The sequence below is a fragment of the Mesorhizobium sp. WSM4836 genome, from assembly GCF_055811815.1.
Genome location: NZ_JBVVQF010000028.1, coordinates 58,030 through 78,476 on the forward strand (window position 1 = coordinate 58,030; position 20,447 = coordinate 78,476).

Annotated in this window: 24 protein-coding genes; 14 read left to right on the forward strand and 10 right to left on the reverse strand. The window is 62.1% G+C overall.

Annotated elements, in window-relative coordinates:
• Positions 1 to 243: 243 nt before the first annotated feature.
• The 6 genes from pstS to phoB are packed head-to-tail and all read left to right on the forward strand — an operon-like array spanning position 244 to position 5,455.
• Positions 244 to 1,305: a phosphate ABC transporter substrate-binding protein PstS gene (pstS, locus tag AC0L2P_RS27200; protein WP_473505703.1), complete on the forward strand. Its 1,062-nt coding sequence runs from the start codon at positions 244 to 246 to the stop codon at positions 1,303 to 1,305.
• 59 nt (positions 1,306 to 1,364) lie between these two features.
• Positions 1,365 to 2,354: a phosphate ABC transporter permease subunit PstC gene (gene pstC / locus AC0L2P_RS27205; RefSeq protein WP_473505705.1), complete on the forward strand. Its 990-nt coding sequence runs from the start codon at positions 1,365 to 1,367 to the stop codon at positions 2,352 to 2,354.
• A 3-nt stretch (positions 2,355 to 2,357) separates the two neighbouring features.
• Complete coding sequence (gene pstA / locus AC0L2P_RS27210; RefSeq protein ID WP_473505707.1) at positions 2,358 to 3,209, forward strand: phosphate ABC transporter permease PstA; 852 nt, start codon at positions 2,358 to 2,360, stop codon at positions 3,207 to 3,209.
• Entirely contained in the window at positions 3,206 to 4,009 is an 804-nt protein-coding gene (gene pstB / locus AC0L2P_RS27215; RefSeq protein WP_473505709.1) for a phosphate ABC transporter ATP-binding protein PstB, read from the forward strand. The genes pstA and pstB overlap by 4 nt, the downstream gene beginning before the upstream one ends.
• A gap of 32 nt (positions 4,010 to 4,041) precedes the next feature.
• Positions 4,042 to 4,749 carry a phosphate signaling complex protein PhoU gene (phoU, locus tag AC0L2P_RS27220; RefSeq protein ID WP_473505711.1) on the forward strand — a complete coding sequence of 236 codons (708 nt, stop codon included), beginning with the start codon at positions 4,042 to 4,044 and terminating at the stop codon, positions 4,747 to 4,749.
• 16 nt (positions 4,750 to 4,765) lie between these two features.
• Positions 4,766 to 5,455, forward strand: coding sequence for a phosphate regulon transcriptional regulator PhoB (gene phoB, locus AC0L2P_RS27225; RefSeq protein WP_031212149.1), 690 nt, complete (start codon positions 4,766 to 4,768; stop codon positions 5,453 to 5,455).
• Between the two features lie 9 nt (positions 5,456 to 5,464).
• Here phoB and AC0L2P_RS27230 read toward each other — a convergent pair whose 3' ends face one another.
• Positions 5,465 to 6,709, reverse strand: a complete 1,245-nt coding sequence (locus AC0L2P_RS27230; protein WP_473505713.1) for an ROK family protein — start codon at positions 6,707 to 6,709, stop codon at positions 5,465 to 5,467.
• A gap of 253 nt (positions 6,710 to 6,962) precedes the next feature.
• Between AC0L2P_RS27230 and xylF the strand changes: the two genes are divergently transcribed.
• Positions 6,963 to 8,003, forward strand: coding sequence for a D-xylose ABC transporter substrate-binding protein (gene xylF, locus AC0L2P_RS27235; protein ID WP_473505715.1), 1,041 nt, complete (start codon positions 6,963 to 6,965; stop codon positions 8,001 to 8,003).
• Between the two features lie 201 nt (positions 8,004 to 8,204).
• Positions 8,205 to 9,827 (forward strand): CHASE domain-containing protein, encoded by a 1,623-nt coding sequence (locus AC0L2P_RS27240; protein ID WP_473505745.1) that lies wholly within the window; start codon positions 8,205 to 8,207, stop codon positions 9,825 to 9,827.
• Positions 9,828 to 9,924: 97 nt separating this feature from the next.
• On the opposite strand, the gene AC0L2P_RS27245 is transcribed toward AC0L2P_RS27240, so the two are convergent.
• The 6 genes from AC0L2P_RS27245 to AC0L2P_RS27270 form a co-directional block, all read right to left on the reverse strand.
• Complete coding sequence (locus tag AC0L2P_RS27245) at positions 9,925 to 10,170, reverse strand: YMGG-like glycine zipper-containing protein (protein WP_006328050.1); 246 nt, start codon at positions 10,168 to 10,170, stop codon at positions 9,925 to 9,927.
• Positions 10,171 to 10,252: 82 nt separating this feature from the next.
• On the reverse strand, positions 10,253 to 10,579 hold the full coding sequence (locus tag AC0L2P_RS27250; protein ID WP_473505717.1) for a hypothetical protein: 327 nt from the start codon (positions 10,577 to 10,579) through the stop codon (positions 10,253 to 10,255).
• A 113-nt stretch (positions 10,580 to 10,692) separates the two neighbouring features.
• Positions 10,693 to 10,863 carry a hypothetical protein gene (locus AC0L2P_RS27255; protein ID WP_473505719.1) on the reverse strand — a complete coding sequence of 57 codons (171 nt, stop codon included), beginning with the start codon at positions 10,861 to 10,863 and terminating at the stop codon, positions 10,693 to 10,695.
• Positions 10,864 to 11,001: 138 nt separating this feature from the next.
• On the reverse strand, positions 11,002 to 12,036 hold the full coding sequence (locus tag AC0L2P_RS27260) for a sensor histidine kinase (protein ID WP_473505721.1): 1,035 nt from the start codon (positions 12,034 to 12,036) through the stop codon (positions 11,002 to 11,004).
• 179 nt (positions 12,037 to 12,215) lie between these two features.
• On the reverse strand, positions 12,216 to 12,380 hold the full coding sequence (locus AC0L2P_RS27265; protein WP_352529136.1) for a DUF1328 domain-containing protein: 165 nt from the start codon (positions 12,378 to 12,380) through the stop codon (positions 12,216 to 12,218).
• A 203-nt stretch (positions 12,381 to 12,583) separates the two neighbouring features.
• Complete coding sequence (locus AC0L2P_RS27270; RefSeq protein WP_473505723.1) at positions 12,584 to 13,378, reverse strand: response regulator; 795 nt, start codon at positions 13,376 to 13,378, stop codon at positions 12,584 to 12,586.
• A gap of 215 nt (positions 13,379 to 13,593) precedes the next feature.
• On the opposite strand from AC0L2P_RS27270, the gene AC0L2P_RS27275 reads away from it, so the two are divergent.
• A complete protein-coding gene (locus AC0L2P_RS27275) occupies positions 13,594 to 13,797 on the forward strand; it encodes a NepR family anti-sigma factor (RefSeq protein ID WP_473505725.1) in 204 nt (67 codons plus the stop codon).
• A 3-nt stretch (positions 13,798 to 13,800) separates the two neighbouring features.
• On the forward strand, positions 13,801 to 14,352 hold the full coding sequence (locus AC0L2P_RS27280) for a sigma-70 family RNA polymerase sigma factor (protein WP_023678544.1): 552 nt from the start codon (positions 13,801 to 13,803) through the stop codon (positions 14,350 to 14,352).
• 30 nt (positions 14,353 to 14,382) lie between these two features.
• Here AC0L2P_RS27280 and AC0L2P_RS27285 read toward each other — a convergent pair whose 3' ends face one another.
• Positions 14,383 to 14,703 (reverse strand): response regulator, encoded by a 321-nt coding sequence (locus tag AC0L2P_RS27285; RefSeq protein WP_473505747.1) that lies wholly within the window; start codon positions 14,701 to 14,703, stop codon positions 14,383 to 14,385.
• A gap of 285 nt (positions 14,704 to 14,988) precedes the next feature.
• On the opposite strand from AC0L2P_RS27285, the gene AC0L2P_RS27290 reads away from it, so the two are divergent.
• Both AC0L2P_RS27290 and AC0L2P_RS27295 read left to right on the forward strand, forming a co-directional pair.
• The gene (locus tag AC0L2P_RS27290) at positions 14,989 to 15,315 is read left to right on the forward strand and encodes an ElaB/YgaM/YqjD family protein (protein ID WP_473505727.1); all 327 of its coding nucleotides are present in this window, start codon (positions 14,989 to 14,991) and stop codon (positions 15,313 to 15,315) included.
• 10 nt (positions 15,316 to 15,325) lie between these two features.
• Positions 15,326 to 15,805, forward strand: a complete 480-nt coding sequence (locus AC0L2P_RS27295; protein ID WP_473505729.1) for a hypothetical protein — start codon at positions 15,326 to 15,328, stop codon at positions 15,803 to 15,805.
• 57 nt (positions 15,806 to 15,862) lie between these two features.
• Here the strand turns inward: AC0L2P_RS27295 and AC0L2P_RS27300 are convergent, their stop codons facing one another.
• Positions 15,863 to 17,389, reverse strand: a complete 1,527-nt coding sequence (locus AC0L2P_RS27300; RefSeq protein WP_473505731.1) for a sensor histidine kinase — start codon at positions 17,387 to 17,389, stop codon at positions 15,863 to 15,865.
• Positions 17,390 to 17,535: 146 nt separating this feature from the next.
• Here AC0L2P_RS27300 and AC0L2P_RS27305 point away from each other — a divergent pair, with 146 nt between their 5' ends.
• Positions 17,536 to 17,709, forward strand: a complete 174-nt coding sequence (locus AC0L2P_RS27305) for a hypothetical protein (protein WP_473505733.1) — start codon at positions 17,536 to 17,538, stop codon at positions 17,707 to 17,709.
• A 25-nt stretch (positions 17,710 to 17,734) separates the two neighbouring features.
• Here the strand turns inward: AC0L2P_RS27305 and AC0L2P_RS27310 are convergent, their stop codons facing one another.
• Positions 17,735 to 18,655, reverse strand: a complete 921-nt coding sequence (locus AC0L2P_RS27310) for a diacylglycerol/lipid kinase family protein (protein ID WP_473505735.1) — start codon at positions 18,653 to 18,655, stop codon at positions 17,735 to 17,737.
• 252 nt (positions 18,656 to 18,907) lie between these two features.
• Here AC0L2P_RS27310 and AC0L2P_RS27315 point away from each other — a divergent pair, with 252 nt between their 5' ends.
• Entirely contained in the window at positions 18,908 to 20,278 is a 1,371-nt protein-coding gene (locus AC0L2P_RS27315) for a PRC-barrel domain-containing protein (protein WP_473505737.1), read from the forward strand.
• Positions 20,279 to 20,447 lie beyond the last annotated feature (169 nt).

Here is a 20,447-nt window from a genome sequence, read left to right on the forward strand (position 1 = left end):
AGGTAGGTGGCTGCGATCGTCGAGCGGATAAAGCCGGCCGGAATTCACGCAAGCTGCTGATTCCAGCGGCAAACCGCGGCCCAGTCCGACAAAGCCCGCGGCCGCTCCATGTTAACCCGGCTGGACGACGTTACCGGAGCGACATGAAACTGTCATGAGACTGTAATAATCGGGGGCTATTGGCCTCAGCGGGCGCCGGAGGAATGGCGCCGAGAGACCATATTCCGAACAGGAGCAGGCCACATGAGACATTTCATCCGCTCGGCGGCCGTTGCTATTGCAATGGCTGCGGCGACGACCACCCTCACCCTGTCCGCCGCGCTCGCCGCGGACATCTCCGGCGCCGGTGCCACCTTCCCCTACCCGATCTACGCGAAGTGGGCCGACACCTACAAGAAAGATACCGGCGTTGGCCTTAACTACCAGTCGATCGGTTCCGGCGGCGGCATCAAGCAGATCAAGGCCAAGACCGTTACCTTCGGCGCTTCGGATGCGCCGCTGAAAGGCGACGAGCTTGAATCGTCCGGACTGGCTCAGTTCCCGATGGTGATGGGCGGCATCGTTCCCGTCGTCAACCTCGAAGGCATCAAGCCGGGCGAGTTGGTTCTCGACGGCGCGACGCTGGCCGACATCTTCCTCGGCAAGATCACGAGCTGGGATGACGAAGCGATCAAGAAGCTCAATCCAGACGTCAAGCTGCCTTCGCAGGCGATCGCGGTCGTTCACCGTTCCGATGGTTCGGGCACGACGTTCAACTTCACCTATTACCTCGGCGACGTCAGCGCGGAGTGGAAAGAAAAGGTCGGCGTCGACAAGGCCGTGGAATGGCCCGTCGGCATCGGCGCCAAGGGCAATGAGGGCGTTGCCAACAACGTCTCCCAGACCGGCGGTGCGATTGGCTATGTCGAGTACGCCTATGCCAAGCAGAACAAGCTCACCCACACCGACATGATCAACAAGGACGGCAAGAAGGTCGAGCCGACCGCGGCAGCGTTCTCGGCGGCAGCGGCCAATGCCGACTGGAGCTCGCAGCCGGGCTATGGCGTGATCCTCGCCAACGAGCCGGGCGCGGAGTCCTGGCCGATGACTGCGGCGACGTGGATCCTCCTGTACAAGAAGCCGGACGATGCCGCTGCCACCGGCGAAGCGCTCAAATTCTTCGCCTGGGCATATGACAAGGGCGACGAGATGGCCGGCGAGCTGGATTACGTTCCGATGCCCGACAAGGTGGTCGAGAGCGTCAAGGCCATGTGGGCCAAGGAAGTCGTCGGCAGCGACGGCAAGCCGCTCTACTCGGCTATGTAATCTCCTCCAGGGAGGGCGTCGACGGCGCCCTTCCTGTTGCCTTTAATCGCGAGGACTCCATGACCATCGCTTCCGATGCCATGCCATCATCCGCAGCAGCCCGAGCCAGGGAAGCTACGGTGCGGCGCTTCGCGCTCACAGATGCCATATTCCGCGGACTCACCCGCGCTTCCGCAATTCTTGTGCTGGTCATCCTCGGCGGTGTCGCGATCTCGCTGTTTGCCGGCTCATGGCAGGCGCTGTCGGCCTTCGGTTTTTCTTTCCTGACGACTGAGAGCTGGAATCCGGTCACGGAAAAATTTGGCGCACTCGCGCCTATCTACGGCACGCTGGTCACAGCGGCCATAGCCATCCTGATCGCGGTTCCGATCGGCATCGGCATTGCAATTTTTCTCACCGAGCTCTGCCCGCGCCCGCTCAGGCGCCCGATCGGCATAGCGGTCGAGCTGTTGGCCGGCATTCCCTCGATCATCTACGGCATCTGGGGCCTGTTCGTGTTCGCGCCGTTCCTGCAGACGACGATACAGCCCTTCATCATCAATATCTTCCACGGCGTGCCGGGGCTATCCAGCCTTTTCGCCGGCCCTCCCTACGGCATCGGCCTTCTGACCTCGGCGCTGATCCTCGCCATCATGGTGTTGCCCTTCATCACTTCGATCACCAAGGACGTCTTCGATACGGTGCCGGCGGTGCTGAAGGAATCGGCCTATGGCATCGGTTGCACGACCTGGGAAGTGACCCGGCGCGTGGTCATTCCCTATACCCGCATCGGCATCATGGGCGGCGTCATGCTTGGCCTCGGCCGGGCGCTCGGCGAGACCATGGCGGTGACCTTCGTCATCGGCAACGCGCACCGCATCAGCGCCTCCCTGTTCGCGCCGGGCACGACCATCTCGGCCACCATCGCCAATGAATTCACCGAAGCCGACGGCGACCTCTACACCTCCTCGCTGGTTTCGCTCGGCCTGATCCTGTTCGTCATCACCTTCCTGATCCTTGCCGCCGCTCGCTATATGCTGATGCGGATCGACGCCCGTACGGGAGCCTGACCGATGTCGACATCCGCATCGCTCCACAGCCGCCGCAAAGCCAGGAACTCGGTGATGATGGCGCTTTGCGTCATCGCCGCCGGCATCGGCCTTGCCTGGCTGGCGCTCATCCTCGGCGCCCTGGTCTATAAGGGCACAGCCGGGCTTTCGCTTGCGGTCTTCACCGAGATGACGCCACCACCGGGCGAAGCCGGCGGCCTGCTCAATGCCATCGCCGGCAGCCTGCTGATGACGATCATCGCCGTTGTCGTCGGCACGCCGATCGGCGTGCTGGCGGGAACCTACATGGCCGAGTATGGACGCTTTTCGCGCATCACCACTGTCGTCCGCTTCATCAACGACATCCTGTTGTCGGCGCCCTCGATCATCATCGGCTTGTTCGTCTATGAGTTGATGGTGCGGCCAATGGGGCATTTCTCGGCCATTGCCGGTGCCGTTGCGCTTGCCATCCTGGTCATTCCGGTGGTCGTGCGCACCACTGAAGACATGCTCAACCTGGTGCCGAACGCGTTGCGTGAGGCCGGTGCCGCGATCGGCGCGCCGCGCTGGGTGGTGATCCGTTCGGTCGCCTATCGCGCTGCGTTGTCCGGCATCGTCACCGGTATATTGCTGGCGATAGCACGCATTTCCGGCGAGACGGCGCCGCTGCTCTTCACCGCACTCAACAACCAGTTCTGGAGCAGCAATGTCAACGCGCCGATGGCCAGCCTGCCGGTGACCATTTTCCAGTTCGCTCTCAGCCCTTACGAGGAATGGCAGCAACTGGCGTGGACCGGCGCACTCATAATCACCCTGACGGTTCTTGGCTTGAGCATCCTCGCCCGCAGCCTTACCGGACGCAGAGAGGACAGATGACACAGATGTTGTCCCCAGACATGACGATGACCGAAACGGTCGCCGAGAAGACGAAGATCGAGGTCAAGAACCTCAACTTCTACTACGGTCAGAGCAAGGCGCTGAAGGACATCAGCCTGTCGCTGCCCGAGCGCAGCGTCACGGCCTTCATTGGGCCTTCGGGCTGCGGGAAATCGACGCTGCTGCGTGTGTTCAATCGCATCTATGAGCTCTACCCGAAACAGGCCGCCGAGGGCCAGGTGCTGCTCGACGGCAAGAACATTCTCGACCGATCGCAGGATCTCAATCTGCTGCGGACCAAGATCGGCATGGTGTTCCAGAAGCCGACGCCGTTCCCGATGTCGATCTACGAGAACATCGCCTTCGGCGTCAGGCTCTACGAGAATCTCGGCAAGTCCGAGATGGACGGCCGCGTCGAACAGGCGTTGAAGCGCGCCGCGCTGTGGAGCGAGGTCAAGGACAAGCTCAACGCCAGCGGCTTGAGCCTTTCCGGCGGCCAGCAGCAGCGGCTCTGCATCGCCCGCACCGTGGCCGTGAAGCCGGAAGTCATTCTGCTCGACGAACCGGCTTCGGCCCTCGACCCGTTGTCGACGGCCAAGATCGAGGAACTGATCGACGAATTGCAAGCCGACTACACGATCGTCATCGTCACCCACAACATGCAGCAGGCGGCGCGCGTGTCGCGCCAGACCGCCTTTATGTATCTGGGCGAACTGGTCGAGTTCGACCGGACCGAGAAGATCTTCACGTCGCCCCGCGAGAAGCGCACGCAGGATTACATCACCGGCCGCTTCGGCTGAGCCGTTTCAATCATGCATATGGGGACAGGACCATGGGCGAACACACAGTCGCTTCTTTCGACGAGGATCTCGGGCAGATCAGCAAGCTGATCCGCGACATGGCCGACCTCGCCGGTTCGATGGTCGGCGGGGCGACCAAGGCGCTGTTGAATTCCGACAACGTGCTGGCGCAACGCGTCGTTTCCGACGACGCCATCATGGATGCGCGTCAACGCGAACTGGACGACCGCGCCATCACCCTGATCGCCAAACGCCAGCCGATGGCCCACGATCTTCGCCATGTGATCGGAGCGATCCGCATGGCCGGCGACCTTGAACGCATCGGCGACCTTGCCAAGAATATCGCCAAGCGTGTGAGTGCGGTCGGCCTCAGCGTCACGCCGCGCGACCTGTCGCATTCCATCGATGCGATGGCGCAGCTGGTGCTCATCCAGGTGCAGGGCGTCATCGAGGAATATGCCGCAGGCGATGCGGCCGCGTTGGCCAAGCTACGCGCCGCCGACGAGCGCATCGACGTCAAATACACGTCCGTGTTCCGCGAGCTGTTGACCTACATGATGGAAGATCCCCGCAACATCACCGCTTGCACGCACCTGCTGTTCTGCGCCAAGAATCTGGAGCGGATTGGCGATCATGTCACCAACATCGCCGAAAATGCGTATTACGTGCTGACAGGCGAGCAATTGCCGGTCAATCGTCCGAAGCAGGACGAAACGACAATATCCGCACCGGTGACGTGATGGGGGTGCCCAACCGATGATCGCACCACGCATAATGGTGGTGGAGGACGAGGAGCCGTTGGGTGTGCTGCTCCGCTACAACCTCGAATCCGAAGGCTACCAGGTCGAGGTGGTGACACGCGGCGACGAAGCCGAGATCCGTTTGCAGGAGAATGTGCCCGATCTTCTGGTGCTCGACTGGATGATACCAGCGGTTTCCGGCATCGAGCTCTGCCGCCGGTTGCGGGTGCGCCCCGAAACCGAGCGGCTGCCGATCATCATGCTGACCGCGCGCGGCGAGGAGAGCGACCGGGTGCGCGGCCTTTCGACCGGCGCCGACGACTATCTGGTCAAACCGTTTTCGACACCGGAATTCATGGCCAGGGTCAAGGCGCTGCTGCGGCGCGCCAAGCCGGAAGTGTTGTCCAGCGTGCTGAAGGTCGGCGACATCGTGCTCGATCGGGAATCGCACAGGGTCTATCGCAAGAAGAGCGAGATCAGGCTCGGGCCGACCGAATTCCGGCTACTCGAATTTATGATGCGGCATCCGGGCCGCGTCTTCTCGCGTAGCCAGTTGCTCGATAATGTCTGGGGCGAGACGATCTATATCGACGAACGCACCGTCGACGTGCATGTCGGGCGGCTGCGCAAGGCCGTCAACAACGGCCGCATGCCCGATGTCATCCGCACCATCCGCGGTGCAGGTTATGCGATCAGGGAAGATTGACCCGCCGGGTCAGGCTACGTTCTTTCTCATGCCGGGCCTCATTTGCGCGCCCGGCGCGAAAATCTCCTGGTCGACAAAGCTTAACGCCCGCATGGCACAACCTTGGCGGATCAGCGGCAATTCGTTCGGCTCGGTATCGAAGGAGATCGAAGCCGAATGCTGGCCGCCGGCGGTCTGGGCGATTGCCTTGCGCAAGGCCGGCTCGATCAGATCGAAAGCGGCGGCACTGGCGCCGACCATCGCGACCGGCGCCGGATCGATCAGCGCGAACAGCGAGCCGAGACCGAAACCCAGCGCTTCGCCGGCCTTGCGGTAGGCCTCGCGTTCCGGCCCATCCTTCTCGCGCGCCCGGGCCGCCAGCGTGCGCATGTCGGCGTCGCTGACGTCGGCGACCGGTTCGCTGTCTTCGCTCATCTGCCTGGCGTTGCGCCAGATGGCGTAGTTGCCGGCATAGGCCTCGATGCAGCCGCGCCGCCCGCACCGGCAGAGCGCGCCGCCCGGACGATGGATCATGTGGCCAAACTCGCCGCCCGAGGAATGCGTGCCGGTGAACAGGTCGCCCTTGAGCACCAGCCCCATGCCGATGCCGTGCGAAAGCAGGATGGCGATGAAGTCGTCGCGATAGCGATCCGGATCGCGCCAGCGCAAAGCCACCGCCATCATATTGCAGTCGTTCTCCACCGTGGCCGGGATGCCGAATTCATCTTCCAGCATGTCGGCAAAGGCGATGTCGGTCTGCGGCGTGATCGGCGACCACAGCATGGCGCGTGCAGGGGAGTCGGTAATGCCCTGGATAGCCAGGGCAATGCGGGCGACACTGCGGACGTCAAGGTCTGGATCCTTCAGCCGGCGCCGGACGATGGCCATGCATTCGCGGATCAGCTCGTCGCGCGCCATCGTCAGCGTATCCAGCCGGCGCTGTTCCTCGGCGACCACCTGTCCCGCATAGTCGATGATGGCGGCCGACAGGAAATTTAGCGACAACACCACGGTAAGTACCGCCGCAGCTTCCGGGTTGAGGGCGAGGCCGACCTGCGGGCGACCGCGTTTCAACGAAACGGACTCGCTTGCCTTGCTCTCGGCAAGGATGCCTTCCCGTATCAGGTCGGAGGAGATCGCCGATATGGTCGAATGGCTGAGGCCGGTGGTTGCGGCGATCCCCGTACGCGATGGCTGGCCGGCCCGGCGCACCGCCGAGATCACCATCGCCCGGTTGCGCCGGCGCAAATCGTCATGGCGGATTCCGACCGACATCGTTTGCTTTCCTCCCGGTTGCCGCGGCCGCTCATGAACCGGAAGCCGTCGGTAATGTCCGACAAACAGCGTCAGATGGAGACAACAATGTCAGATGCAGGTGGCGCTGTCATCGTTTATTCCGACACTCGAAAAAATTCGTAGGATCACAAAATCCATCAGAAATCGATGTTGACAGCAGCCGGAGATCGAGCCTTTGTGCCGGCCTTCTGGTCAGTTTGGATCGCGCCATTCGTGGCGCAGGGAGAAGATGATGAAGAAATTTGCCACCGCCATTCTGGCGGGCGTCGCCATGACGCTGACGCTCGCGTCGGTCGCACAGGCCAAGGACAAGGTCATCGGCGTTTCCTGGTCGAAGTTCCAGGAAGAGCGCCGGAAGACCGACGAAGCCGCGATGAAGGCGGCCATCAAGGCCGCCGGCGACAAATATATCTCCGCCGACGCACAGTCCAACCCCGGCAAGCAGCTCACCGACGTCCAGAGCCTGATTTCGCAGGGCGCCAACGCACTGATCATCCAGGCGCAGGACGCCTCGGCCATCGGCCCGGCCGTGCAGAAGGCGCTGGACCAAGGCATTCCGGTCGTCGGCTACGACCGGCTGATCGAGAACAAGGACGTCTTCTACCTGACCTTCGACGACAAGGAGGTCGGCCGCATGCAGGCCCGCGAAGTGTACAAGGTGAAGCCGGAAGGCAATTACGTCTTCATCAAGGGCTCGGGCGCCGATCCGAATGCCGATGTCCTGTATGCCGGCTCGATGGAGGTGCTGAAGAACGCCATCGATAGCGGCAAGATCAAGAATATCGGCGAGGCCTATACCGATGGCTGGCTGCCGGCCAATGCCCGGAAGAACATGGAACAGTTCCTGACCGCGAACGACAACAAGGTCGATGCGGTGGTCGCCGCCAATGACGGCACCGCCGCCGGCGTCGTCGCCGCGCTGACGGCCCAAGGGCTGGCTGGCTCCGTTCCGGTTTCTGGCCAGGATGGCGACCAGGCCGCGCTGAACCGCATCGCGCTCGGCACACAGACCGTGTCGGTGTGGAAGGACGCACGCGAGCTCGGCAAGAACGCCGCCGAGATCGCCGCTCAACTGGCCGATGGCAAGCAGATGACCGACATTGCCGGCGTGAAGGATTTCACCACGCCCGCCGGCAATATCGTCAAGTCGCTGTTGCTGATTCCGGTCGCCATCACCAAGGACAATCTCAACGTCGTCATCGACGCCGGCTGGATCAACAAGGAAGAGGTCTGCGCCGGCGTCGCGGCGGGCGCTGTTCCGGTCTGCGACTGATCCGACGGTGCTCAGCAAGTGCCCGCCCGGCGCCATTCCGGAGCTGGGCGCCCCTGAAGATCGCCGCTGGGATGTATTAGCCGGCTAATCATTGGCGGCGTAAATGTACCAGCCGTGACCACTGCTTTTGGCTTCGCCATTGTATTGGCGTCGGCAGTTGCCCATAAAAGATGTCGAACCTTCGTGAGACGTTATCAGCAATTGAAGAAGCTTTTTCCGACCGTCGCTTTTATCGCCGTCGCGCTGATCAGCCTGACGATGGCGGGCTTTGCCTATTTTGCCACCCAGGAAGCGGCCCGCATAAAATTCGAGGCGACGGCCGATGACGCGCTTAACCGGATCGAAAGCCGCATCGACCTGGACCTGTCGCTGCTGCGCTCAACCCGGGCGCTGTTCGACGCACGCAATGGCGGTATCTCGCAAGGCGAGTTCAAGGCTTTCTTCAACGCGCTCGACATCGACAATAATTTCGCCGGCCTGCGCGGTATCGGCTTCCTCCGCCTGGTGAAAACCGGCAACGAGGCGGCGGTCTCGCGCGACATCCTGAGCGATCACGGCGCAAGCTATCCGATCTATCCCGACACGAACTTGCCGTGGCGTACGCCCATCGTGCTGTTCGAGCCGCTGGATCCGTCCAATAAATCCAGCATCGGCTATGATATGTTCACCGGGCCGGCGCGGCGCGAGGCGATCGAAAAGGCGATGGCCGACGACCAGCAGCATGCCAGCGGGCTCGTTCAGCTTGGCAAGGATACGGGTGCCGCGCAGACTTTTACCGGCTTCCTCGTCTTCGTCCGGCTCAATGTCGAAACCGCGCCGGACGCCGTAAACGCGTCGAGATCCTCGACTGCCGGCTTTCTTTATGCGGCCTTCCGCGCCCGTGACCTGTTCCAGGCTGCGCTCAGCCGGGCACCATTGCTGCCGGTCAACACTGAGATCTATGACGGGATGGTCGACAGCGACAACCTGCTGTTCCAGTCGGAAACGCCGCCTGTTTCGAGCCTCGGCGACAGGCTGCTGGTCACCCGCAAGATCACCGTTGCCGGCCGGCCGTGGGTTGTCCTGTTCAGGCCGACAAGCGCTTTCTCGCAACCTTCCTCGCGCGCCATCCCGGTGATGCTCGGATTATTCGGGCTGCTGCTTGCCGGCGCCATCGCGCTGGTGGCCCGCTATCAGGAGCGGGCCTATGAGGCGGTCTCGCTGCTTCACGAAACGACCGAAAAGAGCCTGCTGGAAAAAGACCTGATGCTGCAGGAGATGAAGCATCGCATCAAGAACTCGATCACGCGGGTGCTGGCAATCGCGCGCCAGACAGCATCGCACACCGCCGACGTCCAGGAATTCTCGACTTCGTTCTCGGCCCGGCTGCAGGCGATGGCGGCTTCCCAGGACATGCTGACGCGCTCACGCTGGCAAAAAGCCGATCTCGGCGACCTGCTGCGCATCGAGCTCGGGCAGGTGTTCGGCAGCGAGCTTCCTGAAGGGCTGTTGTCGGGACCGGAGGTTCTTCTCGATGAAAAGACGACGCAGGCACTCGGCCTCGTCTTTCACGAACTGGCGACGAATGCGCTGAAGCATAGCGAGGCCGGCAATTCAGTCGGTGCGCTGAAGGTCGACTGGTCGCTCGAAGGCCGCGGCGGCGCCCGGACATTGGCTCTCAACTGGCGCGAGGCCGGTCAGAAGAAGCTCGAGACACCGGCAAAGAGCGGTTTTGGGACCAGACTGATCGATCTCAACGTCACACGCGAATTGCGTGGCACAATCAGGCGCGATTTTCGCGAACATGGCTTGAACGTGGAAATCAAGGTTCCGCTGCCAGCCTGAAATGCCGTCTCGTGGCCGCGCCGCAACAGCGCTCAAATGGGCAAACGCGGAGACAGGTGGCCTGCCTCCGCGTTTGCTGTTCGCCTGGAGCTCGAAACTAGTTGCAGCGGGCTGTGTAGATCCGGCCGTGACGATCTCTGTACTGGCAGTAGCCATTTTGCAGGCGGCGAACGAGCAGACCGCCAATCGCACCAGCGCCGGCGCCGATCAAAGCGCCCTTACCGCCGCCGACAGCGCCACCAATGAGTGCGCCGCCCACAGTGCCGATACCCACGTTCTCTTCCGTGGTGGTGCAGCCGCTGACCGCAACCACGGCAACCATGGCAATAATCATCTTCCGCATGGAGTCATCCTCGCTTTTGTCCTCACTTTAATAAGCTCCAACCGCCATTTAGCATGAAAGTACGGCCTTTGCCCGCACGATTTCATTGTTGATTAAGATAGTCTTTTTCGGGGCGTGCGCCGTTCGATGCTATCACGAACCCGGAAATCTCCAAGGACGCATCGAGCGTGCCGTCGGGACGCATGTTCCAGATGATGCTGTCATAGTCGTCCTCGAGCGCCGGATCGACGGCAAGGCATTTGGCGACGACATGTTGGGCTTCGCCCTGCAGATCGATGACCGCGAACGGGCGCGCGATCATGCACTCGGCAGTGGTTTCGAAAACGCTTACCGGCGCCGGCAATTCACGGCACGCGGTCATGGCATTCGAACAGCCGACAACCAGCAGCAAGGCGGCAATGTGCTCCATGGCGGGAACCTCTCGCCATGGAAACGGCTCAGATCCCTCAAAGTTCCTGCGACGACACAGCGGTCAAGCAGTCGTGAGACAAGTGGAGCCGGCGGCAACCTTGGCGAGCGCGATCAGATCAGCTGGGACGCGGCGGCCAGGACGATCGCGGCCACAAGCGCGACGGCGGCGAAGCGGAGGGGCGAAGCACCGGGCGCGGGCGCTGCGGACGCGTCGGGATCCTGAAAGCCGCCCATCGAGACGCGAGCAGCCTGTTCCAGTCTGTTCAAGTCGGCAGCCGTCAAGGCCCGTTCCTTTCATGTGGTGCCAAACTCAATCGATGTCCGGCGGAGCGGCACGTTCGGACAGGATCGGACTTTATGGTGAACAGTCGGTTAAGGTTGGCGCTGCGCAGCAAGCGTTCTCGCGGCGACGCGGATCGTTCAATCCGTCTCGAAATTACCGTGTGGAACAACAAGGCGATATTCGAGGCGGTTCCCGATGATCTCAAGTGTCGCCGTTCCATTCAATGAAATGGGCACGACGCGTTCAAGCGCGACACTGCCAAAACGCTTCTCGCTGCGCCGATTGTCGTTGGCTCCGATCACTTCGGCCCATGTCAGCGACAGCGCAGGCTCGCCTGCGGAAGCTGCCGTCAGATCGGCTGTCACCTCGACGAAACCGTCGCTGCGCGACAGTGCGCCATAGCTGACCGAATTGACGGCGAGCTCATGCATGGCCAAGCCGATGTGCAAGGCGGCATTGGGGTTGAGATATGGATTTGCGCCGCGGAAACGCAGGCTGTGCATGGGATCCGCGCCGTACCTGCCGACCTGACCGGAAACCAGCTCGCGCAGCGCCGCTCCCCGCCAGTTGGATGACGTAACCAAATCCTGCGAGGAGGCCAGCGACTGCAATCGGCCCCGGAAACGCGTCAGGAAATCGTCAATGCTGCCGGAATAACGGCCCGTCTGGGTGGCGATGCTCTGGATGATGGCCAAAAGGTTCTTGGAGCGATGACTGACTTCGCGCAGCAGCGCCTTCAGCGTCTGCTCCCGGCGTTTCTGCTCCGTTGTTTCGACCATCGTGGTCACGACGCCCTGCACCGCGCCGGTCTCGTTGCGGTCGGCGTCTATCCAGACCTGGAACCAACGGGCGCCGTCATCGGCCGGCACACTGAGTTCCAGGTGTTGGGGATTGCCGGAGACGATGACGTCGTGCTTGGCGGCGCCGATACGCTCTGCCTGTGCCGGCGGCAAGATGCCGTCATTATTGGAGCCATCGTCGGACCAGGGTGCGCGCATGTTGCGCGCCCACACCGTCTTCATCTCGCGGTCCTGGTACAGGACCGAAATTCCGGCATTGTGCAGTGCATGGAGAAGAGCCCGGCCAAGCTGCATTCCGCTTTCGGCAGGATGCAAAGCGATGATCTCATCACTCTGGCCACGCTCTTTCATCTTCCCGACTCTGGAGGCCATCGGTCATTTTGCCCCACCCATATTGCGTTGAACGGCTTGCGGCAAAATGAGTTCCAAGAGGAAGCGCTTCGTATGCCGCTCTAAAAGCGGTCCGCCGAGCGGCGTCCCGTTGGAGGACGCTGCCCGGCGGTGGCTGGAAACCGTTTGAGGGGTGCGGCTTCCAGTGTGCTCGAATGGCATCACGCTCGTCTGATCAGGCCGGCAATAAGCGATATGATCAGGAAGGCGAGAAACACGAAGAATAATATCTGCGCTATACCGGCCGAGGTACCAGCGATGCCGCCGAAACCAAGCGCGCCGGCGATGATCGCCACGACGAGAAATACGAGCGCCCAGTAAAGCATGATCCATCTCCTTCCAATGCTGCGGTGAAAACGTGACTCGCCGCCGTTCGTTCCATCATTTTCTGAAAAAGACGATGCTGAAAATCTTTGCGGCTCGAATTGCTGCGGTATGCGAAAACCTTCTTCTCAGGTTCAGCAGCACTTGGCTAGTGAGTTACGCCGGCGTGCCCCATCGTCTGATCCGCAGCTCGGCCGCTAGCTGTTTATGCCGCCGCCTTCGCGTGCCGGTCAAAGAACAGGGCCTGGCTGATAAGAGCCTTGACCATATCCGGATTGAACGGCTTGGTGACGAGGAAAGCCGGTTCCGGCCGCTCGCCGGTGAGCAGGCGCTCGGGAAAGGCGGTGATGAAGATCACCGGCACCGAGGTCGACGACAGGATCTCATTGACAGCGGCGATCCCCGAACTGCCGTCGGCAAGCTGAATATCGGCAAGCACCATCTTTGGCCTCGCCTTGCCGAACATCGCCACCGCCTCGGCGTGGGTGCGCGCCGTTCCGACGACGCGATGGCCGAGGCTTTCGACCATTTCCTCGATATCCATGGCGATCAGCGGCTCATCCTCGATGATCAGCACGTCGGTTGCCACCTGACGGGAGATCTCATTGCTCGCCTGCGCGAGAAGTTCGGCGAATTCCTGTTCATCGACGTCGAGAATCTCCGCCGCCTCGTTTTCGCTGAAGCCTTCGACCGCCACCAGCAGAAAGGCCTGGCGGGGGCGAGGCGCAATTGCATTCAGATTGGCCGCGGCACGCTGTTCCCATGCCGACTGGGCATGCTCCTGCGGAACGCGAATGGCCACTGAGGTGAAGAGCTTGGCAAAGACCTTGTAGAGTGCGATGCGGTCGTTCGATGCGTTTGGAAAGATGTCGACATCGGCAATGATGGCCTCGAGCATTGCGGCGACCAGCGCGTCGCCGCTCTCCTGCGATCCGGATACGGCGCGCGAGAAGCGACGCAGGAACGGCAGGTGCGGAGCGATGGTGGCTGATAGGCTCATATTGGACGTCTCCCTCATATGACGTGATTGCATGTTACAGCTAAAAACGGTTCACAAGCCTAGAGTTGGAAACGCGGGTTCTGCGAAAAAGTTCCGGTCATGCGGAACTTAATATATGGGCTGGCGTTGATGGGCGGGTTGGGCAACCAGACGAGGCTGCCGCTTGCCTTGCGTTATGTGTTGAAGGGCGGCTTAAGGCTGGGACAAAGGGCGAAATGAAGAACATGACAAAAGCTACCACGGGTGGCGTTGGCAACGGGCACCGGGCTGCTTCCCGCGACCCGCTTGGGCCGAACTCAGAAATCGGCCGCAAACTCAAACAATACTACGACGAGCTGGTCTCCGACAATGTGCCGGATCGCTTCGCCCAACTGCTCAGCCAGTTGGAAAAGGCCGAACCTGTACAAAAGAAGGACTGAGGCATGGCGGCCGTCTCCCAGGGCTTCAAGACCGACTTGCTCGGCTCGATCCCGAGCCTGCGTGCCTTTGCCGTGTCGCTGACGCAAAACGCCGACAAGGCCGACGACCTGGTGCAGGAAACATTGGTCAAGGCCTGGGACAAGCATGAAAGCTTCCAGCCCGGCACCAATCTGAAGGCATGGTTGTTCACGATCCTGCGCAACGAATTCTATTCGCAGATGCGCAAGCGCGGCCGCGAGGTGCAGGACAGCGATGGCGTCATGACGGCCAGGCTTGCCGTTCATCCGGCCCAGCACGGCCAGCTTGACCTCGAAGACTTTCGGGGCGCTCTCGAGTTGCTGCCGGAAGACCAGCGTGAAGCCATTATCCTCATCGGCGCATCGGGCTTCTCCTACGAGGAAGCGGCCGAGATCTGCGGCTGCGCCGTTGGAACGATCAAGAGCCGCGTCAGCCGCGCCCGTACGCGGCTGCAGGAGATTCTGAAGATCTCCGGTGAAGACGAGTATGGCCCGGACGCAATTTCGGCTCAGGTAACGGGATCGACGGCTGCGTGAAGCGCGGGCGTGTTCGAACGGCTCCGCGCCTCAGCGGAGAGGCGTTCGCCTGTAGGCCGCCGCAACTGCCTCGACGAGATCGTCTCCCGAATAGGGCTTGGTGACCAGTCTGACGCCGGGAAAGGATTTCTCGATCTCGTCGGTATCGGAATAGCCCGAGGCGAAGACGAAGGGGACGCCCGCTTCACGCAGCCGCGAAGCAAATTGGAGGGTCGAAACGCCGCTCAGCATGAGGTCGACGATGGCCACATCGAACTGCGCGGCAACGTCTTGCTGTTCGATCTCGGTCAGATCACGGGCGATGACCACATCGAGCGCGCCGTAGTCGCGGCAAAGCTGCTCGATATCCATGGCAATCAGGAACTCATCTTCCAGAATAAGAATTCGCAAACCGTCAAGCGATGGGCGCACGCAGCAATATCTCCTCAGACGCGTCTCTATCGTCAAACGGGGGAAGTCATGATGGTTATTTGGCATGCTGTCATTTAAAAAAACGTGCTGGCGCGGATGCGTCGGCCTCGCCCATGCAGGGCATTTGCAACGCGCGCCGCCGGAGATAGGGTTAGAAGAGGTTCGTGCCGGAACCTTGGGGTCTGTCGGGCGTTTCGACCGAGCAAAAGCATGGAGAGTGAAGCAATGGCGACTGCCGCAGGAAAGGCCGCGAACGAAGCCCGCACGAATTCCGATATTGAGGCCGATATCGCACAACTAAAGGCCGACATCGAGCAACTTACCAAACTGTTGGCCAAAACTGGCGAACATGGCTATGGGGCAGCGCGGCGAGCAGCCGCCGAAAGCGTCGAGCAGTTGCGAACCCAGGGCGAGGCAGCCTTCGACAGCTTGCGCAGTAACGCCAGGGACATCGAGGCGCAGATGATCGCCCATATGCGCGAAAAGCCGGTGACGTCGCTGGCGATTGCCGCAGGCGTCGGATTCCTGTTCGCGTTTCTCGCGCGCCGCTAGTTCTGCACGCATGGGAATGCTTGCATCGCTGATCTCGGGCCTTGCCTCGGGCGAAACCATTGCGGCGGTGCAACGCGCGCGCGTCGCTGCGATTGTCTATTCGGTCGCAGCGCTCGCGGCGCTGTGCGGCCTCGGCTTCCTGGTCGGGGCGGCCTACATCTGGACGGCTGCCCGCTATGGGCCGATTGCAGCTTCCCAGAGCTTCGGGATCGGCTTTCTGGTAATCGCCGGTCTCATCCTGCTCGTCTACCGGATATCGGCCGGCTCGCGCGCCAAGCGCCGCGCGAAACGACGCGACGCCGACATGAAGGCTATCGGCATTACTGCGGCACTCGCCGTGCTGCCGGCGCTGCTTAAGGGCAAAGGTGGCCCGGGGAAGGCCGGACTGGGCGCGATTCTCGGCCCGGCGATAGCACTCGCAGCCTACGCCATCTATCGCGAGAACGTGAAGCGCGGCTCGGATGATCCGGATACCGGCAAACGGGAATAATTCGGAGGGGATAGGTTCGGGGCAAGGATTCCGGCGCCTGGTCGCAAAATGCTGGCGTCACAACTCTTCGAGCGGAATCGATATTTCGGCGACCACGCCGTCCGGCCGGAATTCGTGGGTCACCTCGCTGGAAATGACCTTGGCCAGGCTGCGGCGGATCAGGATCGAGCCGAAGCCGTGGCGTTCGGGCGGCGCAACCCGCGGGCCGCCGCTTTCACGCCAGGCCAGCAACAGACGCCGCGCACCCTTCCTGCCTTGTACCTTCCAATCGAGATCGACCTTTCCGGAAGCAACCGAGAGCGACCCGTATTGCAGTGCGTTGCTTGCCAGTTCATGCAGGATCAGCCCGAGCCCGACTGCCTGGTCCGGCGAGAGCAGGACATCGGCACCGGAGATCGCCATGCGCGATTGTCCGGCGGCTTGGAACGGCTTTACCTCGATCTCCACCAGCTCGCGGATGCCGATGCCGCGCCACTCGCGGTCCGATAGCAGGCTGTGCGCAACGCCCAGTGCCTGCAGCCTGGCGCTGAAGGCTTCGAGGAATTCGCTTGGCTGGCGGGCATGGCGAACGGTCTGCGTCGCCAGCGCCTGTACGGTTGCCAAAGTGTTCTTGACGCGGTGATTGAGCTCGCGCAGCAACAGCCGTTGACGCTCGTCGCCAAGCTTGCGTTCGGTAATGTCGTAGTTGACGCCGAAGATCAGCGTCGGCTTGCCCTCGCCGTCGCGCTCTATGACGCGGCCGCGCGTTGCGATCCATCGTGGCGGATCGAGGCCTTTGACACGGTATTCGCCAAAATAGTCGTCGCTGCCGGTCAGCGCGTCGCGAAAGCGTGTTTCGGTCTGGTGAACGTCGCGCGGGTCGATGGCGGTCAGGATGTCGCGCGCCCTCAGCCTGTTCGACTTCGGCAGGTTGAACAATTCGGACAGCAGGACATCGCAGTCGATCATGTCGCTGCGGATATCCCATGCCCAGCTGGCCAGCGAAGCCGCGTCAAGCGCGATCGCGCGCCGCTTTTCCTCTCGAACCAGTGCGGCCTTGGCAATCGCCGCGCTGCGGGTTGCATCCTTCAGCGTGAACAGGCTGGCGGCCAGGCCAGCCAGCGCCGACAGCTGGTCGAGCTGGACAGAAGAGGGAGGTGCGTGCGGCTTCCGGTCGAGCACGCACAGCGTGCCGATCAGCGCGCCGTCGATTACGATCGGCACGCCTGCGTAAAAGCGAATATGATGCTCGCCGGTCACGAGCGGATTGGCTTTGAAGCGCGGATCCGCCGCCGCGTCGGCCACCACCATCGGCACGTTGCCGGCTGCGATGGTATAGGCGCAGAACGATGTCTCGGTTGCGGTTTCGGTCTGGTCGAGGCCGATACAGGACTTGAACCACTGCCGCTCGGCATCGACCAGCGTGATCAGTGCGACAGGCGTTTGCATCGCCGAAGCGGCAAGACCACCGATATGATCGAAATCAGGGTCGGCAGCCCTGTCCAGCGCGTCGAGGCCATGCAGCACGGCAAGACGGTCCGCGGCGCTCACCACACGGCGAATATCGGCCGGCAGGCCCGGCGTTTTCTGGCTGTTGTCGTCCACTATGCCCCCGGTGGCCGGCCCTGCTGATTGATCAGGCCAACCGGCCCGTTTGCCGCCTTGTCGAGCCGGAACTTTCGCGGCGGGGGACCGTTACCAGCCAATGCCCGGCTAGCGACGCCTGCCGGCGCCAAATATGGAGCCAGACAATGCCAAAAACCGTTCCTGAAAACAAAGCCCGTCAAGGGCGGCGGGGCCGGCATGTCCTTCGTATCCTGATTGCCGCACTGTTGCTGGCTTTTATCGCTTGGGGCGTCGCCGAAATCTACGGCTGGATGATCGAGACGCCGAAGACCGAACAGGGCAACACACCCAGCGGTTAGACTCTCGCGCATCACGCATCCCAAGTCAGGCAACCTTTGCCTCGGCGGCGCGCGCCGGGACGAGAACATTCAACGCGCGCGGATGGATTTCGACGGTCGTCTCGGGATCGAGCCTTACCAGTTCGCCGTCGATAACGGCCTGAACTTTCCTGTTCGTCGAATGGATTTTCAAAACGGCGCGGTTTGCCTGATGGATTTCGACATGCTCGTTGCCGCGCCATTTCCCACGGGCGACGTCAAAGAGGAATCTGATCAATTCGCCGCGTCGGCGTGCCACGGTGACATAGATGCCCAGCACGCCGCCTGCCGGATTATCGGCATAGGGCAGGTGGCCCTCGCCGAACAGATTGTTGGTGATGCCCATACCGGTGATCCGCGTTCTGATCTCGGCCTCACCAATCGTCAGCGTTACGTTCATCGCCGGTGGGTTGTTGATCGTTGCCCAAGCGGCTCGCACCGAGGCACGCATCTTCCCCAGCCGCGAGCCGAATTCCATCTTCTGGCGCAGTTGCACCATCCTGGCGTGCATGCCGATCGAGAATTGATGCACGAAAGGCCGGCCGTTGGCTGTTGCAATGTCAATCGCCATGATCTCGCCGTCGGCAAACGATTTCAGTGCCGCATCGAGGGTCTGCGGAATACCGAGGCCGCGCGCAAAAAGGTTCATTGTGCCAGCCGGCAGAATTGCCAGCGCCTTCTCCCCATTCATTAAACGGGCTGCCGCGGCCGAAATGGTGCCATCGCCGCCGCCAGCCAGCACGATCTCGATATCCCGCCTGGAAGCTGCGCCGTCCAGTGTGGCGACGATATCCTTGCCGGCGACGATTTCGATATCGATTGAGTGGCCGGCAGTCTCAAGCGTACTGCGCATCCGACTGGCGAAGGCCTCAAGATCGATAGTGCGCAGGGTGCCCCCGTCCTTGTTCAGCACCGCTGCAAACCGCATGGCCGTTCCATTTTCCAGCACCCATCGGGCCGGGACGGGGCCCCAGCCGCGAGGGGAACGGGGCGGCCGAGAAAATGTTCCTTTCGACCGGCGTGGCGTATCCGAGAACGACTGACCTCGTATCGAGTGCACCACGGCTTTTTTCGGAACAACAGTGTGGTCACAACGTTGTGAACATGCAGAAGACGCTGCGCCCGCAGTGACGCCAGGCGGGCAGGGCGTGCAAGAAATCACCGACGAGGAGACACTGAGATGATCCGCACCCTTTTGACCACGACAGCAGTCGCAACATTGATTGCGACGGGTGCATTTGCGCAATCGGCGACGACCCCGGCGCCGGCGCAACCACCCGCCGCCCAGAATACCGCTCCGGCGATGCGTGCCGAGGGCAGCCTTGCCACCAACATCATCGGCGAATCCGTCTATAATGGCACCGGCGATGATGCCCAGAATATCGGCAAGATCAGCGATATCGTCTTCGACGAGCGCGGCGACGTAAAATCCGTCGTCATCGGCGTTGGCGGCTTCCTTGGGGTAGGAACCAAGAATGTCGCCTTCGACTATAAAAAGATGCAATGGGCCGAAAGAAATGGCGACCGTTGGCTGATAGCGCAAACAACGAAGGATGAGCTGACCGCTCAGCCGGATTTCGACCGCACGCCCTATGATCCAGCGCCTGCGGCCACCGGCACTACGGCAACGGCTCCAGCCGCTCCGTCGACTTCGACCGATACGGCGCAGAACGCTCCGGCAGCGCCGGCAACTACCAACGCCGCCCCGGTTAAGCGCGAAGGCAATCTCGCTACCAATATCATCGGCGAGACCGTCTATAACGGCACCGGCGACGACGCCCAGAACATCGGTGACGTGAACGACATCGTCATCAGCAAGGAGGCCAAGGCGCAATCGCTGATCATCGGTGTCGGCGGCTTCCTCGGCATCGGCGAAAAGAACGTCGCCTATGATTTCGACAAGGCGCAGTGGGCCGAGAGGAACGGCGATCGCTGGCTGGTCGCACAAACGACCAAGGAAGAGCTGCAGGCGCAGCCGGACTTCGACCGCAAGGCCTATGATCCGGCCCCGGCGACGACCACTGCGTCTAATGGTGCCGCGGCTACTGCGCCTGCCACCGTCACGCCTACCGTGACGGCCAGCAACACAGCCGCAAACAATAACACTGCGACGACCAACAAGACTGACCAAGCCGGCAAGACGGCTCAAAACGCTCCGGCAGCGACGCCTCCGGCTACGGCCGACCAGACCAAAACCGGGTCGATCGACAAGTCGACGCTAACCGAAATGCCGATGGGCGAAATCCGGGCCGAGGATCTGGTTGGAACGACCGTTTACGGCGCCAACGATGCCAACGTCGGCGAGATTGGCGATATCGTGCTGGGCAGCGACAAGAAGGTCGACGCAGTCATCATCGACGTCGGCGGCTTCCTCGGCATCGGCGAGAAGGAGGTGGCGGTCGGCATGGACAACCTGAAATTCATGACCGACAAGAACGGCAAGCGCTATCTCTACACGAACTTCACCAAGGAGCAGCTCGAGGCGCAGGCCCCCTACGACAAGGCCACCTACGCGCAAAATCGCGACAAACAGCGCATGATCATGCGCTAAGCTGCACACAGGCCGACAGAGAAGCGGGGGGGGGGGGGGGGGGGGGGGGGGGGGGGGGGGGGGGGGGGGGGGGGGGGGGGGGGGGGCGCGGCCGGCGGGGGGGGGGGGGGGGGGGGGGGGGGGGGGGGGGGGGGGGGGGGGGGGGGGGGGGGGGGGGGGGGGGGGGGGG